23 protein-coding genes and 1 other annotated feature are annotated in these 21,659 nt (G+C 40.1%); all 23 genes read left to right on the forward strand.

Translation table 11 applies throughout. From position 1 onward, the window contains the following. The first annotated feature begins 565 nt into the window (after positions 1–565). The 23 genes from ACHBIF_RS07255 (at position 566) to ACHBIF_RS07365 (ending at position 21,630) form a co-directional block, all read left to right on the forward strand. Positions 566–1,405: a thymidylate synthase gene (locus ACHBIF_RS07255; protein ID WP_394719583.1), complete on the forward strand. Its 840-nt coding sequence runs from the start codon at positions 566–568 to the stop codon at positions 1,403–1,405. Positions 1,406–1,651: 246 nt separating this feature from the next. Continuing rightward, entirely contained in the window at positions 1,652–2,164 is a 513-nt protein-coding gene (locus ACHBIF_RS07260; RefSeq protein WP_394719585.1) for a dihydrofolate reductase, read from the forward strand. 197 nt (positions 2,165–2,361) lie between these two features. Then, entirely contained in the window at positions 2,362–3,588 is a 1,227-nt protein-coding gene (gene clpX, locus ACHBIF_RS07265) for an ATP-dependent Clp protease ATP-binding subunit ClpX (RefSeq protein ID WP_394719587.1), read from the forward strand. A 60-nt stretch (positions 3,589–3,648) separates the two neighbouring features. Continuing rightward, positions 3,649–4,236, forward strand: coding sequence for a ribosome biogenesis GTP-binding protein YihA/YsxC (gene yihA / locus ACHBIF_RS07270; RefSeq protein ID WP_167785535.1), 588 nt, complete (start codon positions 3,649–3,651; stop codon positions 4,234–4,236). A gap of 61 nt (positions 4,237–4,297) precedes the next feature. Beyond that, positions 4,298–4,432, forward strand: a sequence feature (ribosomal protein L10 leader region). A 27-nt stretch (positions 4,433–4,459) separates the two neighbouring features. Next, positions 4,460–4,954, forward strand: a complete 495-nt coding sequence (gene rplJ / locus ACHBIF_RS07275) for a 50S ribosomal protein L10 (RefSeq protein WP_002936486.1) — start codon at positions 4,460–4,462, stop codon at positions 4,952–4,954. Positions 4,955–5,025: 71 nt separating this feature from the next. Then, the gene (rplL, locus tag ACHBIF_RS07280; protein ID WP_105138695.1) at positions 5,026–5,391 is read left to right on the forward strand and encodes a 50S ribosomal protein L7/L12; all 366 of its coding nucleotides are present in this window, start codon (positions 5,026–5,028) and stop codon (positions 5,389–5,391) included. 240 nt (positions 5,392–5,631) lie between these two features. After that, positions 5,632–9,240, forward strand: a complete 3,609-nt coding sequence (locus ACHBIF_RS07285; RefSeq protein WP_394719592.1) for an Eco57I restriction-modification methylase domain-containing protein — start codon at positions 5,632–5,634, stop codon at positions 9,238–9,240. Positions 9,241–9,253: 13 nt separating this feature from the next. Continuing rightward, positions 9,254–9,745, forward strand: coding sequence for a hypothetical protein (locus tag ACHBIF_RS07290; RefSeq protein WP_172074656.1), 492 nt, complete (start codon positions 9,254–9,256; stop codon positions 9,743–9,745). A 222-nt stretch (positions 9,746–9,967) separates the two neighbouring features. Then, positions 9,968–10,717: an HAD family hydrolase gene (locus tag ACHBIF_RS07295; RefSeq protein WP_394719594.1), complete on the forward strand. Its 750-nt coding sequence runs from the start codon at positions 9,968–9,970 to the stop codon at positions 10,715–10,717. A gap of 62 nt (positions 10,718–10,779) precedes the next feature. Continuing rightward, on the forward strand, positions 10,780–11,163 hold the full coding sequence (locus ACHBIF_RS07300; RefSeq protein WP_394719596.1) for a YybH family protein: 384 nt from the start codon (positions 10,780–10,782) through the stop codon (positions 11,161–11,163). A 175-nt stretch (positions 11,164–11,338) separates the two neighbouring features. Next, entirely contained in the window at positions 11,339–12,673 is a 1,335-nt protein-coding gene (gene trmFO / locus ACHBIF_RS07305; RefSeq protein ID WP_318819508.1) for a methylenetetrahydrofolate--tRNA-(uracil(54)-C(5))-methyltransferase (FADH(2)-oxidizing) TrmFO, read from the forward strand. A 76-nt stretch (positions 12,674–12,749) separates the two neighbouring features. Then, positions 12,750–13,778, forward strand: a complete 1,029-nt coding sequence (locus ACHBIF_RS07310) for a DNA glycosylase AlkZ-like family protein (protein ID WP_394719599.1) — start codon at positions 12,750–12,752, stop codon at positions 13,776–13,778. Positions 13,779–13,868: 90 nt separating this feature from the next. Then, positions 13,869–14,693 carry an alpha/beta hydrolase gene (locus ACHBIF_RS07315; protein ID WP_394719601.1) on the forward strand — a complete coding sequence of 275 codons (825 nt, stop codon included), beginning with the start codon at positions 13,869–13,871 and terminating at the stop codon, positions 14,691–14,693. Positions 14,694–14,720: 27 nt separating this feature from the next. Beyond that, positions 14,721–15,467 carry an esterase family protein gene (locus ACHBIF_RS07320; RefSeq protein ID WP_394719603.1) on the forward strand — a complete coding sequence of 249 codons (747 nt, stop codon included), beginning with the start codon at positions 14,721–14,723 and terminating at the stop codon, positions 15,465–15,467. 20 nt (positions 15,468–15,487) lie between these two features. Continuing rightward, entirely contained in the window at positions 15,488–16,654 is a 1,167-nt protein-coding gene (locus ACHBIF_RS07325; RefSeq protein WP_394719605.1) for an acetyl-CoA carboxylase biotin carboxylase subunit family protein, read from the forward strand. A gap of 139 nt (positions 16,655–16,793) precedes the next feature. Then, positions 16,794–16,931 carry a hypothetical protein gene (locus ACHBIF_RS07330; RefSeq protein WP_002935027.1) on the forward strand — a complete coding sequence of 46 codons (138 nt, stop codon included), beginning with the start codon at positions 16,794–16,796 and terminating at the stop codon, positions 16,929–16,931. A gap of 12 nt (positions 16,932–16,943) precedes the next feature. Next, positions 16,944–17,678, forward strand: a complete 735-nt coding sequence (locus ACHBIF_RS07335) for a TraX family protein (RefSeq protein ID WP_394719608.1) — start codon at positions 16,944–16,946, stop codon at positions 17,676–17,678. 98 nt (positions 17,679–17,776) lie between these two features. Beyond that, the gene (locus ACHBIF_RS07340; protein WP_394719610.1) at positions 17,777–17,917 is read left to right on the forward strand and encodes a hypothetical protein; all 141 of its coding nucleotides are present in this window, start codon (positions 17,777–17,779) and stop codon (positions 17,915–17,917) included. 12 nt (positions 17,918–17,929) lie between these two features. Beyond that, positions 17,930–18,313, forward strand: a complete 384-nt coding sequence (locus ACHBIF_RS07345) for a NisI/SpaI family lantibiotic immunity lipoprotein (RefSeq protein ID WP_394719612.1) — start codon at positions 17,930–17,932, stop codon at positions 18,311–18,313. Between the two features lie 16 nt (positions 18,314–18,329). Beyond that, complete coding sequence (locus ACHBIF_RS07350; RefSeq protein WP_024381853.1) at positions 18,330–19,082, forward strand: ABC transporter ATP-binding protein; 753 nt, start codon at positions 18,330–18,332, stop codon at positions 19,080–19,082. After that, on the forward strand, positions 19,083–21,053 hold the full coding sequence (locus ACHBIF_RS07355) for an FtsX-like permease family protein (protein WP_394719615.1): 1,971 nt from the start codon (positions 19,083–19,085) through the stop codon (positions 21,051–21,053). A gap of 90 nt (positions 21,054–21,143) precedes the next feature. Next, entirely contained in the window at positions 21,144–21,383 is a 240-nt protein-coding gene (gene relB, locus ACHBIF_RS07360) for a type II toxin-antitoxin system RelB family antitoxin (protein WP_394719617.1), read from the forward strand. Continuing rightward, the gene (locus ACHBIF_RS07365) at positions 21,373–21,630 is read left to right on the forward strand and encodes a type II toxin-antitoxin system RelE/ParE family toxin (protein ID WP_024410064.1); all 258 of its coding nucleotides are present in this window, start codon (positions 21,373–21,375) and stop codon (positions 21,628–21,630) included. The genes relB and ACHBIF_RS07365 overlap by 11 nt, the downstream gene beginning before the upstream one ends. Positions 21,631–21,659 lie beyond the last annotated feature (29 nt).

A 21,659-nucleotide genomic window follows, 5' to 3' on the forward strand; every position in this document is an offset into this window, starting at 1 on the left:
ATCGTCATTCCTCCTGCTATCTTTTTCTATTATTCTACCTTATTTGATAGTAGATTTAAAACTTTGCAACAGAACCGGGGCACTCATTCTCATGTTGTCGATTTACTATAAAAAATTGTGGACGGGTATCATCAGTATTCTATTGATCATTTCTTTCCCCTTGTTCTTTGGCTTGGGCTATGTTCTCTTCGGTCCATAGAAGGAGTTATTTATGAATATGACCCTATTAAGACGGCTAAATATTGTCCTCTATAGTATTGCTGCTTTTCTCGTAATCATGCTATTTTTACCAATAGGGCAATGGTTCAATCTTGTAAATGCGAATTTCAAACTAGCTTTTTCATCATTCCCTTTTTCGGTCTAGCTAGCTTACCAACGGCTATTTATATGAAAAATATTCGTCAGATATTGTTGAGTATTGTCTTGGTTGCTTTGTATTTTATACTGTTTAGCCTAGTAACTGCCCTAGCTGGATTGTTCCAACTTAATGTTTATTCATTCTTTTTCAAATGAGAACTTCGGTGCAAAACTGGAGTTTTTTGCTAGAGTTTGCTATACTAAGACCATGACGAAAGCAGATAGTATTTTTAAAGAAAACATTCATAAGATTATGGAAGAGGGCGTTTCTTCAGAAAATGCTCGTCCACGATACAAGAATGGAGACATTGCTAACTCCAAGTATATTACTGGTTCCTTTGCTGAGTACGATTTGGCCAAGGGGGAGTTTCCCATTACCACACTAAGACCAATTCCGATTAAATCCGCCATTAAAGAAATTCTCTGGATTTACCAAGACCAAACCAATGACCTGTCTGTCTTGCAGGAAAAATACGGTGTTCAATATTGGAATGACTGGGAAGTAGATGGAACAGGGACCATCGGTGAACGTTATGGTGCCATTGTGAAGAAACACGATATTATTTCAAAGATTTTGAAACAGCTGGAAGATAATCCTTGGAATCGCCGCAATGTGATTTCCCTTTGGGATTACGAGGCCTTTGACCAATCGCCAGGCCTATTGCCTTGTGCCTTTCAGACCATGTTCGATGTTCGCCGAGTGGACGGAGAGATTTATCTTGATGCAACTCTAACTCAACGGTCAAATGATATGTTGGTAGCCCATCATATCAATGCTATGCAGTATGTTGCATTGCAAATGATGATTGCCAAGCATTTTGGTTGGAAGGTAGGGAAGTTTTTCTATTTCATCAACAATCTCCACATCTATGATAATCAGTTTGAACAAGCTGAAGAATTACTCCGACGTAGCCCATCGGAAGCTGAGCCACGTTTGGTCCTCAATGTTCCAGATGGTACCAATTTCTTTGATATTCGGGCAGAAGATTTTGAGTTGGTGGACTATAATCCAGTTAAACCGCAACTTAAATTTGACTTGGCGATTTAACTGGATTAGCAGTGAAGAACTTCGTTCTTTCTATTTCCAACCTTCAACAGTCTATACTGTTAATCCGCAGATAACATTTGATTTTGCAATTTAAGATGAGGGACAGCAATCAGTAGAGTTTCGTCTACCTACAATGTCTAGAATTGAGGGTTTGGTTCTATAGTTATAAAATTTGCGCTTGGCCTACTTGGTAAGTGCATTTTTCATGTTTTTTTGATAGAATGATAGGACGGAAAGTGAGAGAAAATGACTAAAAAGATAGTTGCCATTTGGGCTCAAGATGAAAATGGATTGATTGGAAAAGGGGATAGACTTCCATGGTCTTTACCTGCAGACATGGCTCATTTTAAAGAAACGACCACTGGTCATACTATTGTAATGGGGCGTGTGACTTTTGACGGCATAGGTAAACGTGCTCTTCCAAATCGACATACCTTAGTATTGACCACCGATAAAAGCTATCAAGCGGAGAGTGACCGGGTCACAGTCCTACATGGTGTTGAAGAAGTTCTGGACTGGCACCACCAACAAGGAGGAACCTTGTTTGTCCTTGGTGGTGGACAAATTTTTACTGCCTTTGCACACTACATTGAAGAATTGATTGTAACAGATATTCAGGGGCAATTTGAAGGTGATAGTTTCTTCCCAGAAACTTTTCCAATGGAAAAATTCCAGCTACAAAGTGAACAGTTTCGTCCAAAAGATGAAGCCAACCCCGTTGATTTCATCATAAAAAACTATAAAAGAAGAGAGAAATAGGCATGGAGAGAAGTTTATTCGGTTTGTTTACAGCATTTCTATGTGGAATATGCGTTCTTTGTGCAATTCAAGCCTTTAAAAAGAAACGATTTGGTTTAGCGATATTATTTTTATTGAATGCTTTTACTAATCTGGTCAATAGCATTCATGCCATTTACGGCTTTTTATTTAGATAAGAGATATGAAAGAGGAATTACATGGCTGTTAAGCATACACATGAGTTTATTTATTGCTCATTTTGTGGAAAAAATCAAGAAGAAGTTAAAAAAATTATCGCTGGAAACAATGTGTTCATCTGTAATGAATGTGTGGAATTAGCTCAGGAAATCATTCGTGAAGAACTAGCTGAAGAAGTATTGACAGACTTGGCTGATACACCAAAGCCACAGGAATTGCTCAATATTTTAAATCATTATGTCATTGGACAGGACCGTGCTAAGCGTGCCTTGGCAGTTGCTGTCTACAACCACTACAAACGGATCAATTTCCAAGATAGCCGTGATGAGAACGATGTTGATTTGCAAAAATCAAATATTCTCATGATTGGTCCAACAGGTTCTGGTAAGACATTTTTGGCTCAAACCTTGGCTAAAAGTCTGAATGTTCCATTTGCCATTGCGGACGCAACCGCTCTTACTGAAGCTGGTTATGTGGGTGAAGACGTTGAAAACATTCTTCTCAAACTCTTGCAGGCGGCGGATTTTAATATTGACCGCGCAGAACGAGGGATTATCTATGTGGATGAAATTGATAAAATTGCCAAAAAAGGTGAAAATGTGTCCATTACCCGCGACGTCTCAGGCGAAGGTGTTCAACAGGCTCTCTTAAAAATTATCGAGGGAACAGTTGCTAGCGTACCACCTCAAGGCGGACGCAAACATCCAAACCAAGAGATGATTCATGTCGATACCAAAAACATCCTCTTCATCGTAGGCGGTGCCTTTGATGGTATAGAGGAGATTGTCAAACAACGACTTGGTGAGAAAATCATCGGTTTTGGTCAAAACAATCGTGCCATTGATGAAAAAGATTCTTACATGCAACATATTATCGCCGATGATATTCAAAAATTCGGTATTATTCCAGAGTTGATTGGTCGTTTGCCTGTGTTTGCAGCCTTGGATCAATTAACAACAGAGGACTTGGTGCGTATTTTGACAGAGCCTAAGAATGCGCTGGTTAAACAATACCAGACCCTCTTGTCTTATGATGATGTAGAATTGGATTTTGACGAGGATGCCTTACTTGCCATTGCTGAAAAAGCTATCGAGCGAAAAACAGGTGCACGTGGTCTTCGTTCCATTATCGAAGAAACTATGTTGGATGTTATGTTTGAAGTACCAAGTCAAGATGATGTCAAACGGGTTCGTGTTACAAAAGATGCAGTAGACGGTAAGGAAAAACCTTTACTTGAAACAGCTTAAAGAAGTACAAGGAGGGGTGTGAGCTACTGGCTTTCTCCCCTTATTTATGAAAGGTAAACAATGGAAATCAATACACATAATGCTGAGATTCTGCTTAGCGCAGTTTCAAAGGCCCAATATCCAGATGACGATATTCCTGAGATTGCCCTGGCTGGACGGTCCAATGTTGGAAAATCGTCCTTTATCAATACCTTGCTGGGGCGTAAAAACCTAGCTCGGACGTCAGGCAAACCTGGTAAAACCCAGCAACTGAATTTTTATAATATCGATGATAAAATCCGTTTTGTTGATGTGCCGGGCTACGGTTATGCCAAGGTTTCCAAGACTGAGCGCGCAAAGTGGGGCAAGATGATTGAGGAATATCTGACCAGTCGAGATAATCTCCGCGTGGTGGTTAGTCTGGTAGATATGCGTCATGAGCCATCTGCCGATGATGTTCAGATGTACGAATTTCTAAAATATTATGAAATCCCAGTCATTGTCGTTGCTACCAAAGCCGACAAAATTCCACGTGGCAAGTGGAACAAGCATGAATCCATTATCAAAAAGAAATTGGATTTTGATAAGAATGACCAGTTTGTCGTCTTTTCATCTGAAACTCGACATGGCTATGACCAGGCCTGGGACGCTATTCTGAGTGAAATCTAACAAAAATAAAAAAATAGAGATATTTTTCTTGCATTCTAAACCAGACTATGTTATCATAATTGAGGTTTGAAAAAACTGACCTAAGACAGTAGGGGAGCTAGACTCATAAACATCCTACCGAGGCACAAAACGATTATGGATATAAACGTGTTTGTACTTTCGTGTCTAGGTTTAGGTGCGATTTTTTTGTGCCTAGCCCAAAATAATAACGGAGGTAAACGAAATGTCAGAAGCTATTATCGCTAAAAAAGCGGAATTAGTGAATGCCGTTGCTGAGCAAATGAAAGCTGCAACATCTATCGTTGTGGTTGATGCGCGTGGTTTGACTGTAGAGCAAGATACTGTTCTTCGTCGTAACTTGCGTGGTGCAGAAGTTGAGTACAAAGTTATCAAAAACTCAATCTTGCGTCGTGCTGCTGAGCAAGCTGGTCTTGAAGGTCTTGCAGAATTGTTTGTAGGTCCATCTGCAGTAGCATTCTCAAACGATGCTGTTGCTCCAGCTAAAACAATTTACGATTTCGCGAAAACTGCTGATGCTCTTGAAATCAAAGGTGGAGCTGTAGAAGGTAAAGTTTCTTCTAAAGAAGAAATCGAAGCACTTGCTACATTGCCAAACCGCGAAGGCATGCTTTCTATGTTGCTTTCAGTACTTCAAGCACCAGTTCGAAACGTTGCGTACGCTGTCAAAGCTGTTGCAGAAAAAGAAGACGCAGCTTAATCAAATCGCGTCAGAGCGTAGCTGCTTAGTGCTACAAACTATTTAAAAACCTAAATTGGAGGAAAATCACAATGGCATTGAACATTGAAAACATTATTGCTGAAATTAAAGAAGCTACTATCCTTGAGCTTAACGACCTTGTAAAAGCTATCGAAGAAGAATTTGGTGTAACTGCGGCTGCTCCTGTAGCTGTTGCTGCAGCTGGTGGTGCTGCTGAAGAAGCTAAAGATTCATTCGACGTAGAATTGACATCTGCTGGCGACAAAAAAGTTGGCGTTATCAAAGTTGTACGTGAAATCACAGGTCTTGGCCTTAAAGAAGCTAAAGAACTTGTTGACGGTGCACCAGCTCTTGTTAAAGAAGGCGTTGCAACTGCAGAAGCTGAAGAAATCAAAGCTAAATTGGAAGAAGCTGGCGCTTCAGTTACTCTTAAATAATAGAGTATCGCAATTTGATTGCGGAAGCCCAGTATTACAGGGTTTAAGCATTGCTTAGAGCGATAAAAAATCGGGAGAATGTTATTATTCCCCACCAAAACCCCACCAAGATTTAATCTTGGTGGGGTTTTATTTATGGTATAATATGTATATATATCGCTAAGGGTACCCTTAGTCTATTGCTTACACAATAGACTAATACTATCAGCTCTTAGATAAATCTGTTTAGGAGTCTATTTCATGGCAATAAAGGGAATTACATTAAAAGAGAGTATGAATCGCTCTGTTCAAGCAATTATGCCACTTGATGAAGAAAAAGAGGTATTTAATCAAAAATTGGTTAGTTATTTGACTCATTTAAAAGACAAAGAGGATGAGTCAGAGGAATACCAGAAAAATCTTCTCAAGGGATTTTTAGAAAGTGTATTGCCTTATAATTTTATAAATACTTCTAGTAGAATAGACCTTGCTATCTATAATGGTAAAGACGCCAATTCGTCACTAGGTATTCTTTTTGAATGCAAGAGTTTGACTAACAAGTCTGAAATGATGTCAACGGAAAAAATCAATTCCAAAGCACTTCAAGAAGTTGTTTATTATTACCTACAAGAACGCCTATTTAATAAAAATTTAGAAATCAAAAAGTGTATTATCACAAATGGCCTATCTTGGTTTGTGATAGAGGCTAAAGAATTTGAAAAGCATTTTTTCAAAAATATAAAGCTAGTTGACCTCGTGACAAAGTTCAGAAATAATCAACTTTCTAGCAATAAAACAGATTTTTTATATTCTGAAGTTATCGCACCAGAAATTGATAAAGCAATTGAAAAGGGAATCGTGATTGCTCACTTTGATTTACGTCAAGCTTTGGTCAAATCTGGCAAAAACATTGAAATCAAGAAAAATAATCTAACTCAGCTTTACCGATTCTTCACAGCAGAGAATCTTCTCAATAAAGAGATTTTTACTGATTCAAACAAACTCAATAAGAATTTCTATGATGAATTGCTTTATTTGATGGGGCTAGAAGAAACGAAGTCAGGGACTTCAAAAATTATTTCACGTTTGAAACCTGCTAAACGCCAACGGTATTCTTTTGTTGAGAATATCATTGATAAATTGGAGATGAAAGATGTTTCAAAAGAAAATCAGGAAGACATTGCTATTCAACTAACAGTTGTCTGGACAAATAGAATTCTATTTTTGAAACTGTTAGAATCTCAGCTGGTGTTGTTCAACAAAGATGAATCTTATAAGTTCTTGACCTATGAAAAACTGCCTAACTTTGAGGAGATTTATAGCTTATTCTTTGCTGTACTTGCTAAGAAAGTATCTGAAAGAAATAATCGAATGCAAGAAAAGTTCGGTTATGTCCCTTATCTGAACTCATCATTGTTTGAAGAAACAGAATTAGAAATTTCTAGAGATGGGATTGGTATTGATAGATTACCAGAGGGAGATATTGAAATTTTCTCCAAAACAGCTCTTAAAGGTGTAGATAAAAAACGTAAAAAAGGGAACATCAATTTTATTGATTATCTCTTTGAGTTTTTGGATTCTTATGACTTCTCGACCTCCATCAGCCACCATGAGAAATCTAAGAATGACCTTATCAATGCGTCAGTTCTGGGATTAATTTTTGAGAAAATCAACGGCTACCGTGAAGGCTCTTTTTATACGCCAGGCAATATTACCATGTATATGTCACGTAAAGCGATTCGTACAGCAGCAGTGGACAAAGTCAATGAAGCACTCGACTGGCAGTGTGAAACAATCGAAGATATAAAGTTTAACATACGTAATGCTCAGATTGCTAAAAAGGTATCAGATGCGATTGACAGTTTGAAGGTTTGTGACCCAGCGGTTGGATCCGGTCACTTCCTCGTATCAGTCCTGAATGAAATTATTGCTCTTAAAAGTGATTTAAATGTTTTGTTTGACGCTGATGGCAACTATATTGGAAACCTGATTCAATGTTATGTTATTAATGATGAGCTAGTCATTCAAGATATGTCTGGAAATAATTTTTTGTATCAGACAGGTAATCAGCAGTCAGAACAAATTCAAAAGGCAATTTTCAACCAGAAGAGGCATATTCTGGAAAATTCGCTCTTTGCAGTGGATATTAACCCAAGTTCGGTCAATATTTGCCGTTTGCGTCTCTGGATTGAACTCTTGAAGTCTTCTTATTACTATCAGGATACTGATACCAACCAACCTGTTTTGACGACTTTGCCAAATATCGATATCAATATTAAAGTAGGCGATAGTCTCTTACATAAGTTTGATTTTGACTATGAATTTGATATGAGAAAAACAGATTTCAAGGACTATCTATCTCTAGTTAAAGACTATAAGGAGACGAATAATAAACGAGTAAAAGCAGAAATCTGGGAGAAAATTGAAAGGCTCAAACATTCCTTTGATGATACGGCTTCAAGTCCTGAATTAAAGAAATTATCTCGGCTCATATCCGAACGAAATAAGGCTGGTGCCATTAGCTTATTTGAGGAAGAGAATAAAAACTCTAAAGAAGTAGCGGAATTAAATAAGCGACTAGCAAAAGCTGAAAAGGAATTGGAATACAGACTGAAAAATCCATTATTCGCTAAAGGTATGGAATGGCGAATGGAATTTCCTGAGATTTTGGGAGAAGCTGGCGAATTTATCGGCTTTGACCTTGTCATTGGGAATCCGCCTTATATCTTTGCTCGTAATCAGTCCTTTACTGATGAGATGAAAGCCTACTACTCAAGGACTTATCAAGTAAGTGAATACCAAGCCAATACTTATACTATATTTATGGAATTGGCTTATCAGCTCTTGCGTAAAGGCGGGACATTCTCCTATATCATTCCAAATAATTTTTTAACCATTCAGACCAATTCAAGAGTTCGTCGGTTTATCACGGAGCAGACGAGTGATGTTGTTTTGATTAATTCTCTGGATAAGATTTTTACGGATGCTAGCGTGGATAACTGTATCATTTTCTTCAAGAAGAATGCGCCAAACTGGATTGAAGTAGCAGAATTGTATCACGGCGAGTTCAACACTGTCGGACGAGTTGCGTCAGATTTCTTTGGAGAAATTCCAACATTTTCAATCTCGATGGTCAAGTATAAGTCAGCAATTTCGGCATATGAACGAATTGATAAAATTAGGGGAATAAATGATTCTAAGTTAGCAAACATAGGAGTTGGCATAGAAGCATATAGAAAAGGGAGAGGTAATCCGAAGCAAACAGAAGAAGATGTAAAAGCTCGGATTTATCATTCATCTAAAAAAATTGATGATTCCTATGTAAAATATCTCGAGGGAAAAAATGTTTCTAGATATAAATTATCTTGGAACGGCGAGTATATTAAATACGGTGTACATCTTTCAGAACCAAGACCTTCAGTAAATTTTCAAAATCCTAGGTTAATTGTTAGGCAAATACCTTCCTACAAATCTTATTCAATTGAAGCAGCGTATACCGATGAACATTTAATCAACGATAGAAATTCCAATATCATTGGAGATATAGAAGTAAATCCTCTTTATTTGTTAGGTGTAATCAATTCAAAAGCAATTTCATTATGGTTTATGATGAAGTTTGACAAATTCCAACGAAGAGTATTCCCTCAATTTAAGGCAAATGAATTAGGTCAATTCCCAATTCCAGCTGCCACTGATTCCCAGCAAGAAGAATTAGCACAGCTTGTTGAACAACTGATGGAAGAAATGAAAAAAGATTCTCCTGAAACTGAAAAAGTCAATCAGCTTAATCTGGAAATTGATGAATTTGTCATGGACTTGTTTGACTTGACTGAAGAAGAAAAGCAAACGGTTAGAGATTTTGAAGTGTAGTAAGTAGGTATATATGTCAAAAAGTTTGCAAAGTCAATTCAGAGATATTGAGAGAAATTTAGTCAGAGAAACGAATAAAATGGTGAAGAGAGCTAATAAGAAGATAAAGCCTGTTATCCTTCCAACACAACTAGATTCCTCTAAAACAGCACTAAACTTTAACGAATATCATCAAGATAATAGTACTCATGTTTCTGTTAATGGAGATTTGATAAACTCACAGATTGGTGGACAAAATAATGCGTTAAACATTACCTATACTGAGATGGAAATTGAGAGTGTATTTGAGAATATCAGAGAGTACTCTAGGACATTAGATGAAGAAGAACAGACAGAATTAGTGACAATTTTAAATGAGGTACAAGAAGTCGGAAAAGTTGATAACCATCAAACTTTCTTTGAAAAGCACCCGATACTTGCAATGGCTCTTAGTGCTAGTGTAAGCTGGGGAGTTGAGAATGGAATTGATAGATTAGTTAGGGTCATTTCAAATACATTTAAGTGAAAGTGAGATTTACTTGACTTAGAAAGAATCTTGAAAAAGATAATCACTTGTTCTTTAATACAACTTTCACTCGAAACATTTTTATAAGCTGATCAACCTTTTAAAATGTTAGATTTATTATATAAAATATTTATTAAAATTCATTAAAGATGACGAAGTTCTTATTGCAAACGATTTCAGATTTCGTTATAATAGTAAATAATGAGTTTTGGAGAAAGTTTCATGAAAAGATACAAGAATTATATTTTTGACTTTTATGGTACCTTGGTAGATATTTTAACGGATGAAAACAAGTTAGAACTATGGGAAAAGTTAGCCGAAATTTATCAATCATTTGGCTGTACCTATGGTGCCCGCCAGTTGCGTAGCTCTTTTCAAGAGATGGCCAGTGAGGCAGAGTTGGATTTGATTCGAATTAGCCCCTATCAATATGTAGAAATTGATTTAGAGAAAGTCTTTATTCAGTTGTTGATAGATGAAAAATACCGCCGTCAAACTAAGAATGAACCAGCAGATTTAAAAACCTTTGGTCAAATGGTGGCTTCCATATTTAGAGTCCTGTCACGTGAGAAATTGACGACTTATGCCAATACCTTGTCAACACTTGCTTATCTAAAGGATAAGGGTAATCGTCTCTATTTATTGTCCAATGCACAACGTGCTTTTACTCAGGCTGAAATTGAAATGACTGGTTGTGCTGAATATATTGAAAGTATTTACATTTCCTCTGATTATCGAATCAAAAAACCTGAACCGGAATTTTTACAGGGTGTTTTGAACGAAAACCAGTTAGATCCTGCTGAGACGGTTCTTGTCGGAAATGATCTGACGACGGACATTGCTATCGCACAAGAACTAGGGATTGACGCTATACTTTTGAACACATTCCCTTATTCTCCAGAGGAGATTCAAGCTTATCGAGAATTAGGCTGGAAGTTTGAAGTTATCGAGGATATCGCTCAACTTTTGTAATTGGTTATTGTTTAGTTTGAAAATATTCGACAAAGCATTTAAAAAGGAAGAATACGATTAAAATGGTAAACTCAATTGAGGAAGTTTTAGACTTATACAAGAAAGCGGTTTTAGAAAAGAATCCGAACTTAATGCTTTCCTTGTATTGTGACGATGTTGTCATTTACGATGTAGCTGGTCAATGGTCTATGTCGGGCAAACAGGACTTGGCAGACATGGTTGCGGCTTGGTTTCAGGAGATTGGGTCAGATAGGGCAGATGTTGAGTTTTCAAATCTAGCAATCCACGAGTCCCAAACCTGTGCCTTTGCCTATTTTGATGCTCGGTTTTCAAAAATCGGCTTTGAGCAGTCTGTCACAGATCGTTTCACTATGGGCCTTATTTACGAGCAAGGCTGGAAAATCAAGCACCAGCACGCTAGCCATCCCATTGAAAGAATCCATTAGTTTTTGCGTAAATAATATTATGTAAATACTATCAAACTACTTTCCTAGGATGAGAGTAGTTTTTGTCTTTTCCAGTCATTTTCTGATATACTGGTTAGGTATAAAAATTAGAAAGGTTCTGTTTTGGGTCATTCCCAAACAGTAGTCAGCTAGTCTGGCTAGAGGTATTAGTTTCATGTCTCAAACCCACATTAACGTTATCGGAGCTGGTTTGGCCGGCTCAGAAGCAGCTTATCAAATTGCCAAGCGTGGCATTCCCGTCAAACTCTACGAGATGCGTGGTGTCAAGCCGACGCCCCAGCACAAGACCGACAAGTTTGCGGAGTTGGTTTGTTCTAACTCTTTCCGTGGTGATAGTTTGACCAACGCTGTCGGTCTTCTCAAGGAAGAAATGCGTCGCTTGGATTCCATTATCATGCGGGCTGGTGAGGCTCACCGTGTGCCTGCTGGCGGTGCTATGGCTATGGACCGTGAGAATTTCTCCCAAGCGGTCACAGATGAGATTCACAACCACCCACTGATTGAGGTCATTCGCGGTGAGATTACAGAAATCCCTGAAGATGCTATCACAGTTATTGCGACAGGGCCTTTGACGTCAGACGCCTTGGCGGAGAAGATTCACGCGCTCAATGGTGGCGACGGTTTTTACTTCTACGATGCGGCAGCACCAATTGTGGATAGCTCGACTATTAACATGGATTTGGTCTATCTCAAGTCCCGGTATGACAAGGGAGAGGCTGCCTATCTCAATGCTCCGATGAACAAGGAACAGTTTACCGCTTTCTATGAGGCTTTAATTTCTGCTGAGGAAGCACCGCTTAATTCCTTTGAAAAAGAAAAATACTTTGAGGGCTGTATGCCCATTGAGGTCATGGCCAAACGTGGTATCAAAACCATGTTGTATGGTCCAATGAAGCCAGTTGGTCTGGAATATCCAGAAGACTACAAGGGGCCGCGTGATGGCGAATACAAGACACCTTACGCCGTTGTCCAACTCCGTCAGGACAACGCAGCTGGTAGCCTCTACAACATTGTCGGCTTCCAAACCCATCTCAAATGGGGCGAGCAGAAGCGGGTCTTCCAGATGATTCCAGGACTTGAAAATGCGGAATTTGTTCGCTATGGTGTTATGCACCGCAATTCCTACATGGATTCGCCAAACTTATTGGAACAGACTTTTGCCACCAAGAAAAATCCCAATCTTTTCTTTGCAGGTCAAATGACAGGAGTAGAAGGCTATGTTGAGTCTGCCGCCTCTGGCTTAGTAGCCGGTATCAATGCTGTTCGTCGCTTCCGAGGCGAAGAACCCGTCATCTTCCCACAGACCACAGCTATCGGAGCTCTGCCATTCTACATCACCCACACGGAAAGCAAGCACTTCCAGCCTATGAATGTCAATTTTGGGATCATCAAGGAGCTGGACGGACCGCGGATCCGCGATAAGAAGGAGCGTTATGAGGCAATAGCAGAGCGTTCCCTCAAGGAGTTGGAAGAGTTTTTGGGCTACTAAGATAATCAGCTATCCCCAGACACCTCCGGGTGTCTTTTGTGTTATACTGGGGTTAGAAAACCGAAGGAGAAACACGATGAATCACGATACTTGGAAGGGGATTATCTTGCAGAAGCAGGGCTTATTAGCCCCCCAGTCTGTCCAGCAAATCTGCCAAAATCTCAATGGTTTGCAGGCTCAGTTTCAACCCTATGTTCATGTCGGATTTCGTAACCGAATGACAGCGGAGGATTTTCACGAGGGTAGCTGGCAGGAGGAGCTGACACGCCAGTGGTCCATTCGGCGAACGGTTCATGCCTATCTCAAGTCGGAAATCCCCCTCTATATCCACGAGGGACGGATGGCTAGTACCGACTATCTTCAAACCGTCGGCCGCGATGATTTTTCACCTCAAACCAAGCAGAAGTATCATCGGCTCATCCTAGAAGCCTTGGAACAAGCCCCTATGACCCGCGAGGAGCTGAAAATCCTCTGTCGTGCGGAAAAAATGACGCAGGTCGAGGAGAAGCAGGTTTTCAACGCTTGGGGCGGCCTTTTTCGCTACATGGTCGAGCGTGGGGAAGTCTATCAGGAGTACGGTGCCAAACGTTTTCATCGTCTGACAGACTTTCAGCCACTTTCACGGGAAAAAGCAGAGCTGGAAATCGCACGGCGGTATTTTTCAGGTTTTGGTCCTGTCAGCTTAGCGGATGCCCGTTACTACTTCAAGGAAAATAAATCTACGGTCCTAGATTGGATGAAACAATTAGATTTGAAAACTATAGAAGTAGCAGGGGAAGAACGCTTCTATCTAGGAAAATTAGAAGAAGCAGAAGTACCAGACTGCCTCTTCATTGCAGGTTTTGACCAACTTTTGCTAGGTTACGAAAAGAAAGCCAATCCCTTCTTTGATCCCAAGCATATTCGGCAGATTTATACGCTGACAGGCATTGTCAAACCAGTTGTTTTCTACAAGGGACGATTGGTTGCGACCTGGCGACGTGATAAGGACAGGATTGAATTGGCTATATTTGAAAATCTGACCAATCGTGAACTGAAAGAACTGGAACGTTACCGTCGAGTCTATGAGGAACGCTTGAAAACTGAGCAAAAATTGTTCGGATAATCCGAAAAAAGACGTAATATAACTAAATTTTCTGAATATTTCAGAAAATCTGTGGTATAATACTAAAAACACTGTTAGAAAGAGATAGCAATGAATAAGTCCTACTTTTATTTGGATATGAAAACGCATGAATTGGAAGTGCCATTTACTACTAGAAAACGCCGAGTCCGTGTCTTATTGCCAAAAGGATATGAGGAAGATGTGGATGAAACCTACCCAGTTGTCTATTTTCATGACGGACAAAATGTCTTGTATAGTAAAGAAGCCTTTTCAGGACATTCCTGGAAGGTGATTCCAACTATCAAGCGAAATCCTGATATTGAAAAAATGATTATTGTGGCCATAGACAATGATGGTTTGGAGCGCATGCATGAATATGCTGCTTGGAAGTATAGTGAGATGGGCATTCCTGGTATTCAGTTTGGTGGGAAAGGAACCCTGTATGCTGAATTTGTCATGGATGTGGTCAAACCTTTTATTGACAAAACTTATCGCTCTAAGAGTGACAAGCCTCACACAGCCATGATTGGCTCTTCACTTGGCGGTAATATCACTCAGTTTATGGGATTGGCCTATCAGGACCAAATTGGCTGTCTGGGAGTATTTTCATCAGCTAACTGGCTCCATCAAGAAGCCTTTGACCGCTATATTGAGCGTCAGACTTTGGATCAAGACCAGCGGGTCTATATCTACGTCGGAACAGAAGAAGCGGATGATACAGATAAAACCCTGATGGCAGGTAATATCAAACAGGCCTATATCAATTCCTCGCTGACCTACTATCGTCAATTGATAGCTGGAGGCGTTGATTTGGACAATATCGCCTTGGAAGTTGTTTCTGGTGCCGTCCATAATGAGGAAGCCTGGGCAGCTTATTTGCCAGATTGCTTGCGCTTTTTAAGTGAAAAGTGGTAATGTAAAGAATTAGTTAGGAGAATGAATATGCATGTAGAATTTTTAAGTCACTGGTCTGGCCATCTTGGTCGAGAAATGAATGTGAACAGATATGGTCACGCGGGTATTCCAGTAGTTGTTTTTGCCTCTTCAGGCGGTTCGTACAATGAATACGCAGATTTTGGAATGATTGAAGCTTGTCGTGGCTCTATCGAGGCTGGTCATGTTCAATTTTTCACTCTAACCAGTCACGATAAAGAAAGCTGGTTGGCGGATTGGAAATCCATCCATGACAAGGCAGAGGCTCACCGTGCCTATGAGCGTTATGTGATTGAAGAGGCAATTCCGTTTATCAAGCATAAGACTGGTTGGTTTGATGGTATGATGACAACTGGTTGCTCGATGGGAGCTTATCACGCGCTCAATTTCTTCCTCCAGCATCCAGATGTATTTACAAAAGTCATCGCCCTTTCAGGTGTCTATGATGCTCGTTTCTTCAACAACAACCATGATTATGGTCATGATGATGCAGTCTATCAAAACTCACCGTCTGATTACATCTGGAACCAGAATGATGGTTGGTTCATCGACAAATATCGCCAAGCAGATATCATTGTCTGCACAGGCTTGGGTGACTGGGAACAAGATGGTTTAGACTCTTTCTACAATCTGAAACGTGCATTTGAAGAGAAAGATATCCCAGCTTGGTTCGATACCTGGGGTACGGATGTGGCGCATGATTGGGTTTGGTGGAGGAAACAAATGCCTTTCTTCCTTCACTCCATCGGACTTTAAAAAATTAGAAAGGACTGCCTATGAATTATCTCGTTATTTCCCCCTTTTATCCAGAAAATTTTCAACCATTTACCATTGAATTGGCTAAAAAAGAAGGAGTTACCGTTCTAGGTATTGGACAAGAGCCCTACGATCAATTACCAGAAGAACTTCGAAATGCCTTAACAGAATATTTCCGTGTGGAAGATTTGGAAAATATCGATGAAGTCAAGCGTGCAGCGGCTTTCTTGATTTACAAACATGGTCCAATTGACCGTGTAGAATCCCATAATGAGCATTGGTTGGAAAATGATGCAGCCCTCCGAGAACAATTTAACATCTTCGGAGCCAAACCCAAACACCTGAAAAAGACTAAATTTAAGTCAGAAATGAAAAAATATTTCAAAAAAGCAGGAGTTCCTGTCGTTCCAGGTGTGGTGGTTAAAACGGAGCGCGACTTTGGCAGAGCTTTGAAGAATGTTGGTTTCCCAATGATTGCTAAGCCTGACAATGGTGTCGGTGCGTCTGGTACTTTCAAAATCGAAAATAAAGAAGATTTTGATCGGTTTGTGGATACATGGGATCAGAAAACTGCCTACTTTTTTGAGAAATTTGTCAATTCGAGTACGATTACAACCTATGATGGTTTACTGGACCACGAGGGGAATGTTGTTTTTGAAACTGGCTTGACCTATGTCCACACACCATTGGAGCTTATGTTGTCAAGAAAAGACAATGCCTACTTTATCGAGAAGGAATTAGATCCAAAGTTGGTGGAATATGGCAGAGCTATTATAAAGGCTTTTGGTATGAGAGAGCGCTTCTTCCATATTGAATTTTTCAAGGAAGGTGATGACTATATCGCTATTGAGTACAATAACCGCATGGCAGGTGGCTTTACAGTGGAAGCCTACAATTACGCACATTCTATTGATTTGTTTAAGGATTATGCTAATATTGCGACTGGTGGTACTCTAGAGGATAGAAAATTTGACCCTCAATACTGCTTGGTTGCGACCCGTCGTGATACAACGGACTATGTTCACTCAGCAGATGATATTCATCAGAGATTTGCTGATAAGATTAAGACAGTTAAACGAATGCCAGATGCTTTTGCAGAACTACAAGGAAATGATGCCTACCTCCTTGTAACAGAGAGCAAGGATGAGTTGGATGACATGATTGCCTATATTGGTTTAACAAAATAGAATGAATTGAAAGATGCCTAAAATGGTGTCTTTTTTTCTTTCCTTACAAAGCTGTAAGTTTTTTAATCAGAACTGTAAGAGAGCACAGGAGGAATATTTTCTATAATAGACTCATAAGAAATAGAAAGAAGGAAATCAGATGTCATTCAAATTTTTACAAGCAAAACAAATTTTTGGTAAATCACAAGAAAGCAAACGACTAGAAGAACAAGACAAACAAGCTGAATTTCTATTCGAGCTAGAACACGAACTGTTCCAACGCAACTGGATGTACTAGGAGGTTTAAGTGGTGAAATCGTACAATGCATATCAACTGAAACTCGCTATGGCTGGCATAATGGTTTTGGATCATCTGAAAATCATACCAGATTTTATCCCAGACCAACTTAGTATGGTCTTTCACATGGTCACTCGATGCGTCGCAGTCTTCTTTGCCTACATGTTGGTTGAAGGCTATCTTCATACGAGAAATGTCAAAAACTATCTTTTGCGACTATATGGTGCAGCAGGGCTGATGGCCACTGGAAATGTTTTGATAAACAGTCTTTACCAATCAAAAGATATTTACATCGGTAACAATATCTTTTTGACATTAGCTGTTGGTCTAACCATTTTGGTTTGTCTTAGAAATTTTGCTGAACACACTAGAAAGCAACAAATCCTTCAAGTCCTATCGGTTGGACTGTTGACCATCTTAGGTGCCTTTTTAACAGAAGGTGGCTATGTGGTCTTGCCCTTCATCCTCATCACCTATTTAGGTCGTAAGTCACTATTCAAACGCAACTTGTTCTACGGGTTATTTGCCCTATTCTTGCTATTTTTGTCCTATCAGCCTTATGAAAGTATTGAAATGACTGTCCAGATGATGCTCTACAATGCTGACTGGTTATTTATCTTGGTCTTGCCAATTCTAAGTCATTATAATGGACAAGCAGGGCCCCGGACAGCATTTTCACGCTATTTCTTTTACATTTTCTATCCGCTACACTTGTGGCTACTGGCAACCATTGCCTATTTTATCTAACCTTACAAAGCTGTAAGTTTTCAGGTCAGAATTGTAAGAGAAGGTAATTAGAATATTTTCTAAAATAGACTCATAAGAAAACGAAAGAAGGAAATCATATGTCATTCAAATTTATACAAGCAAAGAGAATGGAAGAAAAGGTATTCTCAGAAAAAGAGAAAGCTGAACTCATGGAACAAACCTTATTCTTAGAAGAGCTCGCCCATGATTTGCAAAGTATGCGATTTATGGCATACTAGAGGGAGGAAACTATGAAAAAGAAAGTATTTAGCTTGCTGGCTTTGGGCAGTATGACTCTGACGGCTTGCTCCTCGTCTTCAGCAGGTCTTAGCTTTGATGAGGGCTATCAAACTTTCCATTACAAGGGGAAAGATTATGCCGTTAGCAAACAGGAAGTTGCCGAAGATAGTATTCAAGGAACAGAAGTTCAGTTTATGGAATGGCCTGTTGTCAAAGAAGAAGGGGCAGTGAAAAAGACAGTATCCTTGAATAATCTCTATGTAACCACTAGCAAGGAATGGGCCATCGGTGTCCAGGATGGTTATAATAAGGTAGTTTTAGAAGATAATATTGCTGAATCAGACCGAATCGACTATCAAGCAGTTCTTGACCAAGTTGATTTAGACAGTGAATAAGGAATTAGGAGTAACTATGTTATTAGAAATTAATCATTTAGAAAAAGTTTACCGCACGCGCTTTTCAAAAGAGGAAACTCGTGCTTTGCAAGATGTGGATTTTAAGGTAGAAGAGGGCGAGTTTATCGCCATCATGGGTGAAAGTGGTTCTGGTAAGACGACCTTGCTCAACATTCTAGCAACCTTGGACAAGCCAACCAGAGGATCCGTTATTCTCAACAATCAAGACATCACCAAAATCAAGGAAAGCAAGCTGGCCGATTTCCGTTTGCGTAATCTGGGCTTTGTCTTCCAAGATTTTAATCTCTTGGACACCCTGTCCATCCAAGACAATATCTTTTTACCTCTGGTATTGGCGCGTACCAGCCATGAGGAAATGGAAAAACGTTTGAAAGTTTTGGCGCCAAAACTGCGGATTCAAGATTTGCTGAAAAAACGTCCCTTTGAACTATCTGGTGGACAGAAGCAGCGCGTGGCCATTGCCCGTAGTTTGATTACCCAGCCACAGATTGTCCTAGCAGACGAACCGACGGCTGCCCTTGACTATCGTAATTCGGAAGACTTGTTGAATTTGTTTGAGGAAATTAACCGTGACGGTCAGACCATTCTCATGGTGACTCACTCAGCCAATGCAGCCAGCCACGCCAAACGTGTCTTGTTTATCAAAGATGGTCGGATTTTCCATCAACTATACAAGGCAGGCAAGAGCAATCAAGACTTTGCCAAGGAAATTTCGCTCAATATGTCTGCACTTTTAGGGGGTGAGTAGATGTTTTACCTCAAACTTGCTGGGCAAAATATCCGAAAATCCAAGGGTGTGTTTGCTCCCTTCGTTTTAGCCAGTCTTGTGCTATTTACTCTGATTTGTTCCATGTTCTTACTCATGCTGAGTCCAGTTATGAAGACCATGGGCTCTGGTGCCGTTTCTATCGGGCTAGGTGTTATCGTTCTGACCATTTTCTCACTGATTATAGAAATATACAGCTTTAATTTCCTTATGCAACAACGGGCTAGGGAGTTCGGTCTCTACAATATGCTGGGGATGAACAAGAAGAAGGTGGCCTTGGTTGCCAGCATTGAGTTGATTTTCATCTTCCTCTTGGTCATTGTGCTGGGTTCTGCATTAGCCGGTGTATTTGCTAATGTTCTCTACTTGATTTTTGTGAATTTGACCAGTTATGGTGATCTCCACTTTAGCATTTCCCCTCTGGCATTTGTCCTCACGGCTTTTCTCTTTGCAGGCATCTTCTTTATCTTGGAATTGCTGGCCATTCGGACCATTGGCAAGACCAGTCCGCTGATTTTGTTCCGAGCTAGTGAGAAGGGGGAGAAGGAGCCACGTGGGAATCTCCTCTTGGCCGCACTTGCTGTCCTTAGCCTAGGTGTTGGCTACTACCTGTCACTTTCGTCTCAATCGGAAGGTCTAGCTGTCATCTATCGTTTCTTTATTGCGGTGCTCTTTGTCATTGCGGGGACCTACTTGTTCTACATCAGCTTTATGACTTGGTATTTGAAGGCTCGGCGGAAAAACAAACGCTATTTCTACACGCCAGAGCATTTTATTACTACATCGCAGATGATTTTTCGGATGAAACAGCACGCAACAGGTTTGGCCAATATCACATTGCTTGCGGTCATGGCCTTTGTGACCATTGCGACAACGACTTCCCTCTATACAGGTATGGCAAATATGACCAGTGGACTTTATCCAAAGGAAACATCCATTACCTATCCTGTTGCGGATAGAAGTCAGGGTGAAAGTGCCTATCAGCAATCGGTGCTCAGCCATTTTCCAGAAAAAGCCAATGACAGTTTATCTTATCTGACCTATCAAGCTGGTCTGGTCTATGATGGTGGGAGTGAGATTGTCGTTAGTCCAGAAACTATTGCCAATCCAGACTATAGCAAGATGGCTTTTACCTATTTCATCACCCAAGATGATTTCAGGAAGTTGGGTAATGACCTGCCAGAGCTGGCTACCAATCAAGTTGCCTTTATGCTGCCTAGTGGAAAAGTACCACTTAAAATTGTCAAATTTGGGGATAAAACTTTTGAAAACGTAGTTAGTCTAGATAAGGCAATCTTCCCGGATATTACCAATACAATAGCCGCAGCTATTATGGTGGTTAAAGATGATACAGTTTTAAACGTTATTCGTGAGTACTGCGAATCATATAAATCTCAAGGTTATCCAACCAGTCTGGACTACCGTGTCTTTACCGATTTGACCAATGAAGAAGTGCTCTCTCTTGGAGAGCAGTCTGGGGATATGTATCATATTCTGGATGAAAATGGAGAATACCTCGGAAATGTCATGCAACGTACAGACTTCAACAATATGCTCATGGGCTTCACAGGTGGTTTCCTCTTTACAGGCTTCTTGTTGGGCATTAGTTTCTTGCTGGGTGCAGCCTTGATTATCTACTACAAACAGTATTCGGAAGGGCATGAGGATAAGAAATCCTACAAGATTTTACAGGAAGTGGGGATGAGCCAGCAGGCTGTCAAGAAAACCATCAACTCTCAAACGCTTTTGGTCTTCTTTATGCCTCTGGCTATGGCGACCCTGCACTTTGTCGTCGCCCTTGTTATGCTCAAGCAGATGCTGATGATGTTCGGTGTGGTTTCTTCCAGCATGATTTACACGGTTAGTGGTATTACATTGCTTGCAGTTGTCCTGATTTACTTTGTCATTTACAAATGGACCAGCCGAACCTATTTTCGTATTATTGAACGGTAGCAGAATTCTCGCTTATGCGGGATTTCTTGCTTTTTTAGGGAAGTGGTGTTACAATGGTAATACCAAAGGAATACTAGAAGAGGTGAGAAAATGGCAGCTATTACATTGAAAGTTTCTGAGCAGGACAAGCTCTTTATGCAGGCTATGGCAAAGTTTGAAGGTGTCAGTTTGTCAGAACTCATTCGGACTAAAACCCTTGAAGCCCTTGAAGATGAGTATGATGCGCGTGTGGCAGACCTTGCTTGGGCAGAATACCAAGAAGACTTGGCGAATGGCCTTGAGCCGATAACATTAGAACAAATGGCTGAGGAGTTGGGCATTGAGTTATAAGGTTATTTTGTCTGCTAAGGCTCAAAAGCAAATTCGAAAGATGGATAAAACGGCTGCAAGTTTGATTTTGCGGTATCTTTACAAGCATATTGACGGGTGCGACAATCCCAGACAGTACGGTAAAGCCTTGACGGCCAATCGTTCTGGCCAATGGCGCTACCGTATCGGCAATTACAGGGTCATCGTCAGTATTGAAGATGATAAATTGATTTTGACAAGTCTAAAAATGAGAAATGGAAGTATATAGAAAGCCAAGACCTGTGTCCTGGCTTTTGC

Source organism: Streptococcus sp. A11 (assembly GCF_043674225.1).
GTDB classification, from domain to species: Bacteria; Bacillota; Bacilli; order Lactobacillales; family Streptococcaceae; genus Streptococcus; species Streptococcus suis_V.

Coding starts and splice junctions, on each gene's coding strand:
- ACHBIF_RS07255 (WP_394719583.1), top strand. CDS start 566: ATGACGAAAGCAGATAGTATTTTTAAAGAAAACATTCATAAGATTATG.
- ACHBIF_RS07260 (WP_394719585.1), top strand. CDS start 1,652: ATGACTAAAAAGATAGTTGCCATTTGGGCTCAAGATGAAAATGGATTG.
- clpX (WP_394719587.1), top strand. CDS start 2,362: ATGGCTGTTAAGCATACACATGAGTTTATTTATTGCTCATTTTGTGGA.
- yihA (WP_167785535.1), top strand. CDS start 3,649: ATGGAAATCAATACACATAATGCTGAGATTCTGCTTAGCGCAGTTTCA.
- rplJ (WP_002936486.1), top strand. CDS start 4,460: ATGTCAGAAGCTATTATCGCTAAAAAAGCGGAATTAGTGAATGCCGTT.
- rplL (WP_105138695.1), top strand. CDS start 5,026: ATGGCATTGAACATTGAAAACATTATTGCTGAAATTAAAGAAGCTACT.
- ACHBIF_RS07285 (WP_394719592.1), top strand. CDS start 5,632: ATGGCAATAAAGGGAATTACATTAAAAGAGAGTATGAATCGCTCTGTT.
- ACHBIF_RS07290 (WP_172074656.1), top strand. CDS start 9,254: ATGTCAAAAAGTTTGCAAAGTCAATTCAGAGATATTGAGAGAAATTTA.
- ACHBIF_RS07295 (WP_394719594.1), top strand. CDS start 9,968: ATGAAAAGATACAAGAATTATATTTTTGACTTTTATGGTACCTTGGTA.
- ACHBIF_RS07300 (WP_394719596.1), top strand. CDS start 10,780: ATGGTAAACTCAATTGAGGAAGTTTTAGACTTATACAAGAAAGCGGTT.
- trmFO (WP_318819508.1), top strand. CDS start 11,339: ATGTCTCAAACCCACATTAACGTTATCGGAGCTGGTTTGGCCGGCTCA.
- ACHBIF_RS07310 (WP_394719599.1), top strand. CDS start 12,750: ATGAATCACGATACTTGGAAGGGGATTATCTTGCAGAAGCAGGGCTTA.
- ACHBIF_RS07315 (WP_394719601.1), top strand. CDS start 13,869: ATGAATAAGTCCTACTTTTATTTGGATATGAAAACGCATGAATTGGAA.
- ACHBIF_RS07320 (WP_394719603.1), top strand. CDS start 14,721: ATGCATGTAGAATTTTTAAGTCACTGGTCTGGCCATCTTGGTCGAGAA.
- ACHBIF_RS07325 (WP_394719605.1), top strand. CDS start 15,488: ATGAATTATCTCGTTATTTCCCCCTTTTATCCAGAAAATTTTCAACCA.
- ACHBIF_RS07330 (WP_002935027.1), top strand. CDS start 16,794: ATGTCATTCAAATTTTTACAAGCAAAACAAATTTTTGGTAAATCACAA.
- ACHBIF_RS07340 (WP_394719610.1), top strand. CDS start 17,777: ATGTCATTCAAATTTATACAAGCAAAGAGAATGGAAGAAAAGGTATTC.
- ACHBIF_RS07345 (WP_394719612.1), top strand. CDS start 17,930: ATGAAAAAGAAAGTATTTAGCTTGCTGGCTTTGGGCAGTATGACTCTG.
- ACHBIF_RS07350 (WP_024381853.1), top strand. CDS start 18,330: ATGTTATTAGAAATTAATCATTTAGAAAAAGTTTACCGCACGCGCTTT.
- ACHBIF_RS07355 (WP_394719615.1), top strand. CDS start 19,083: ATGTTTTACCTCAAACTTGCTGGGCAAAATATCCGAAAATCCAAGGGT.
- relB (WP_394719617.1), top strand. CDS start 21,144: ATGGCAGCTATTACATTGAAAGTTTCTGAGCAGGACAAGCTCTTTATG.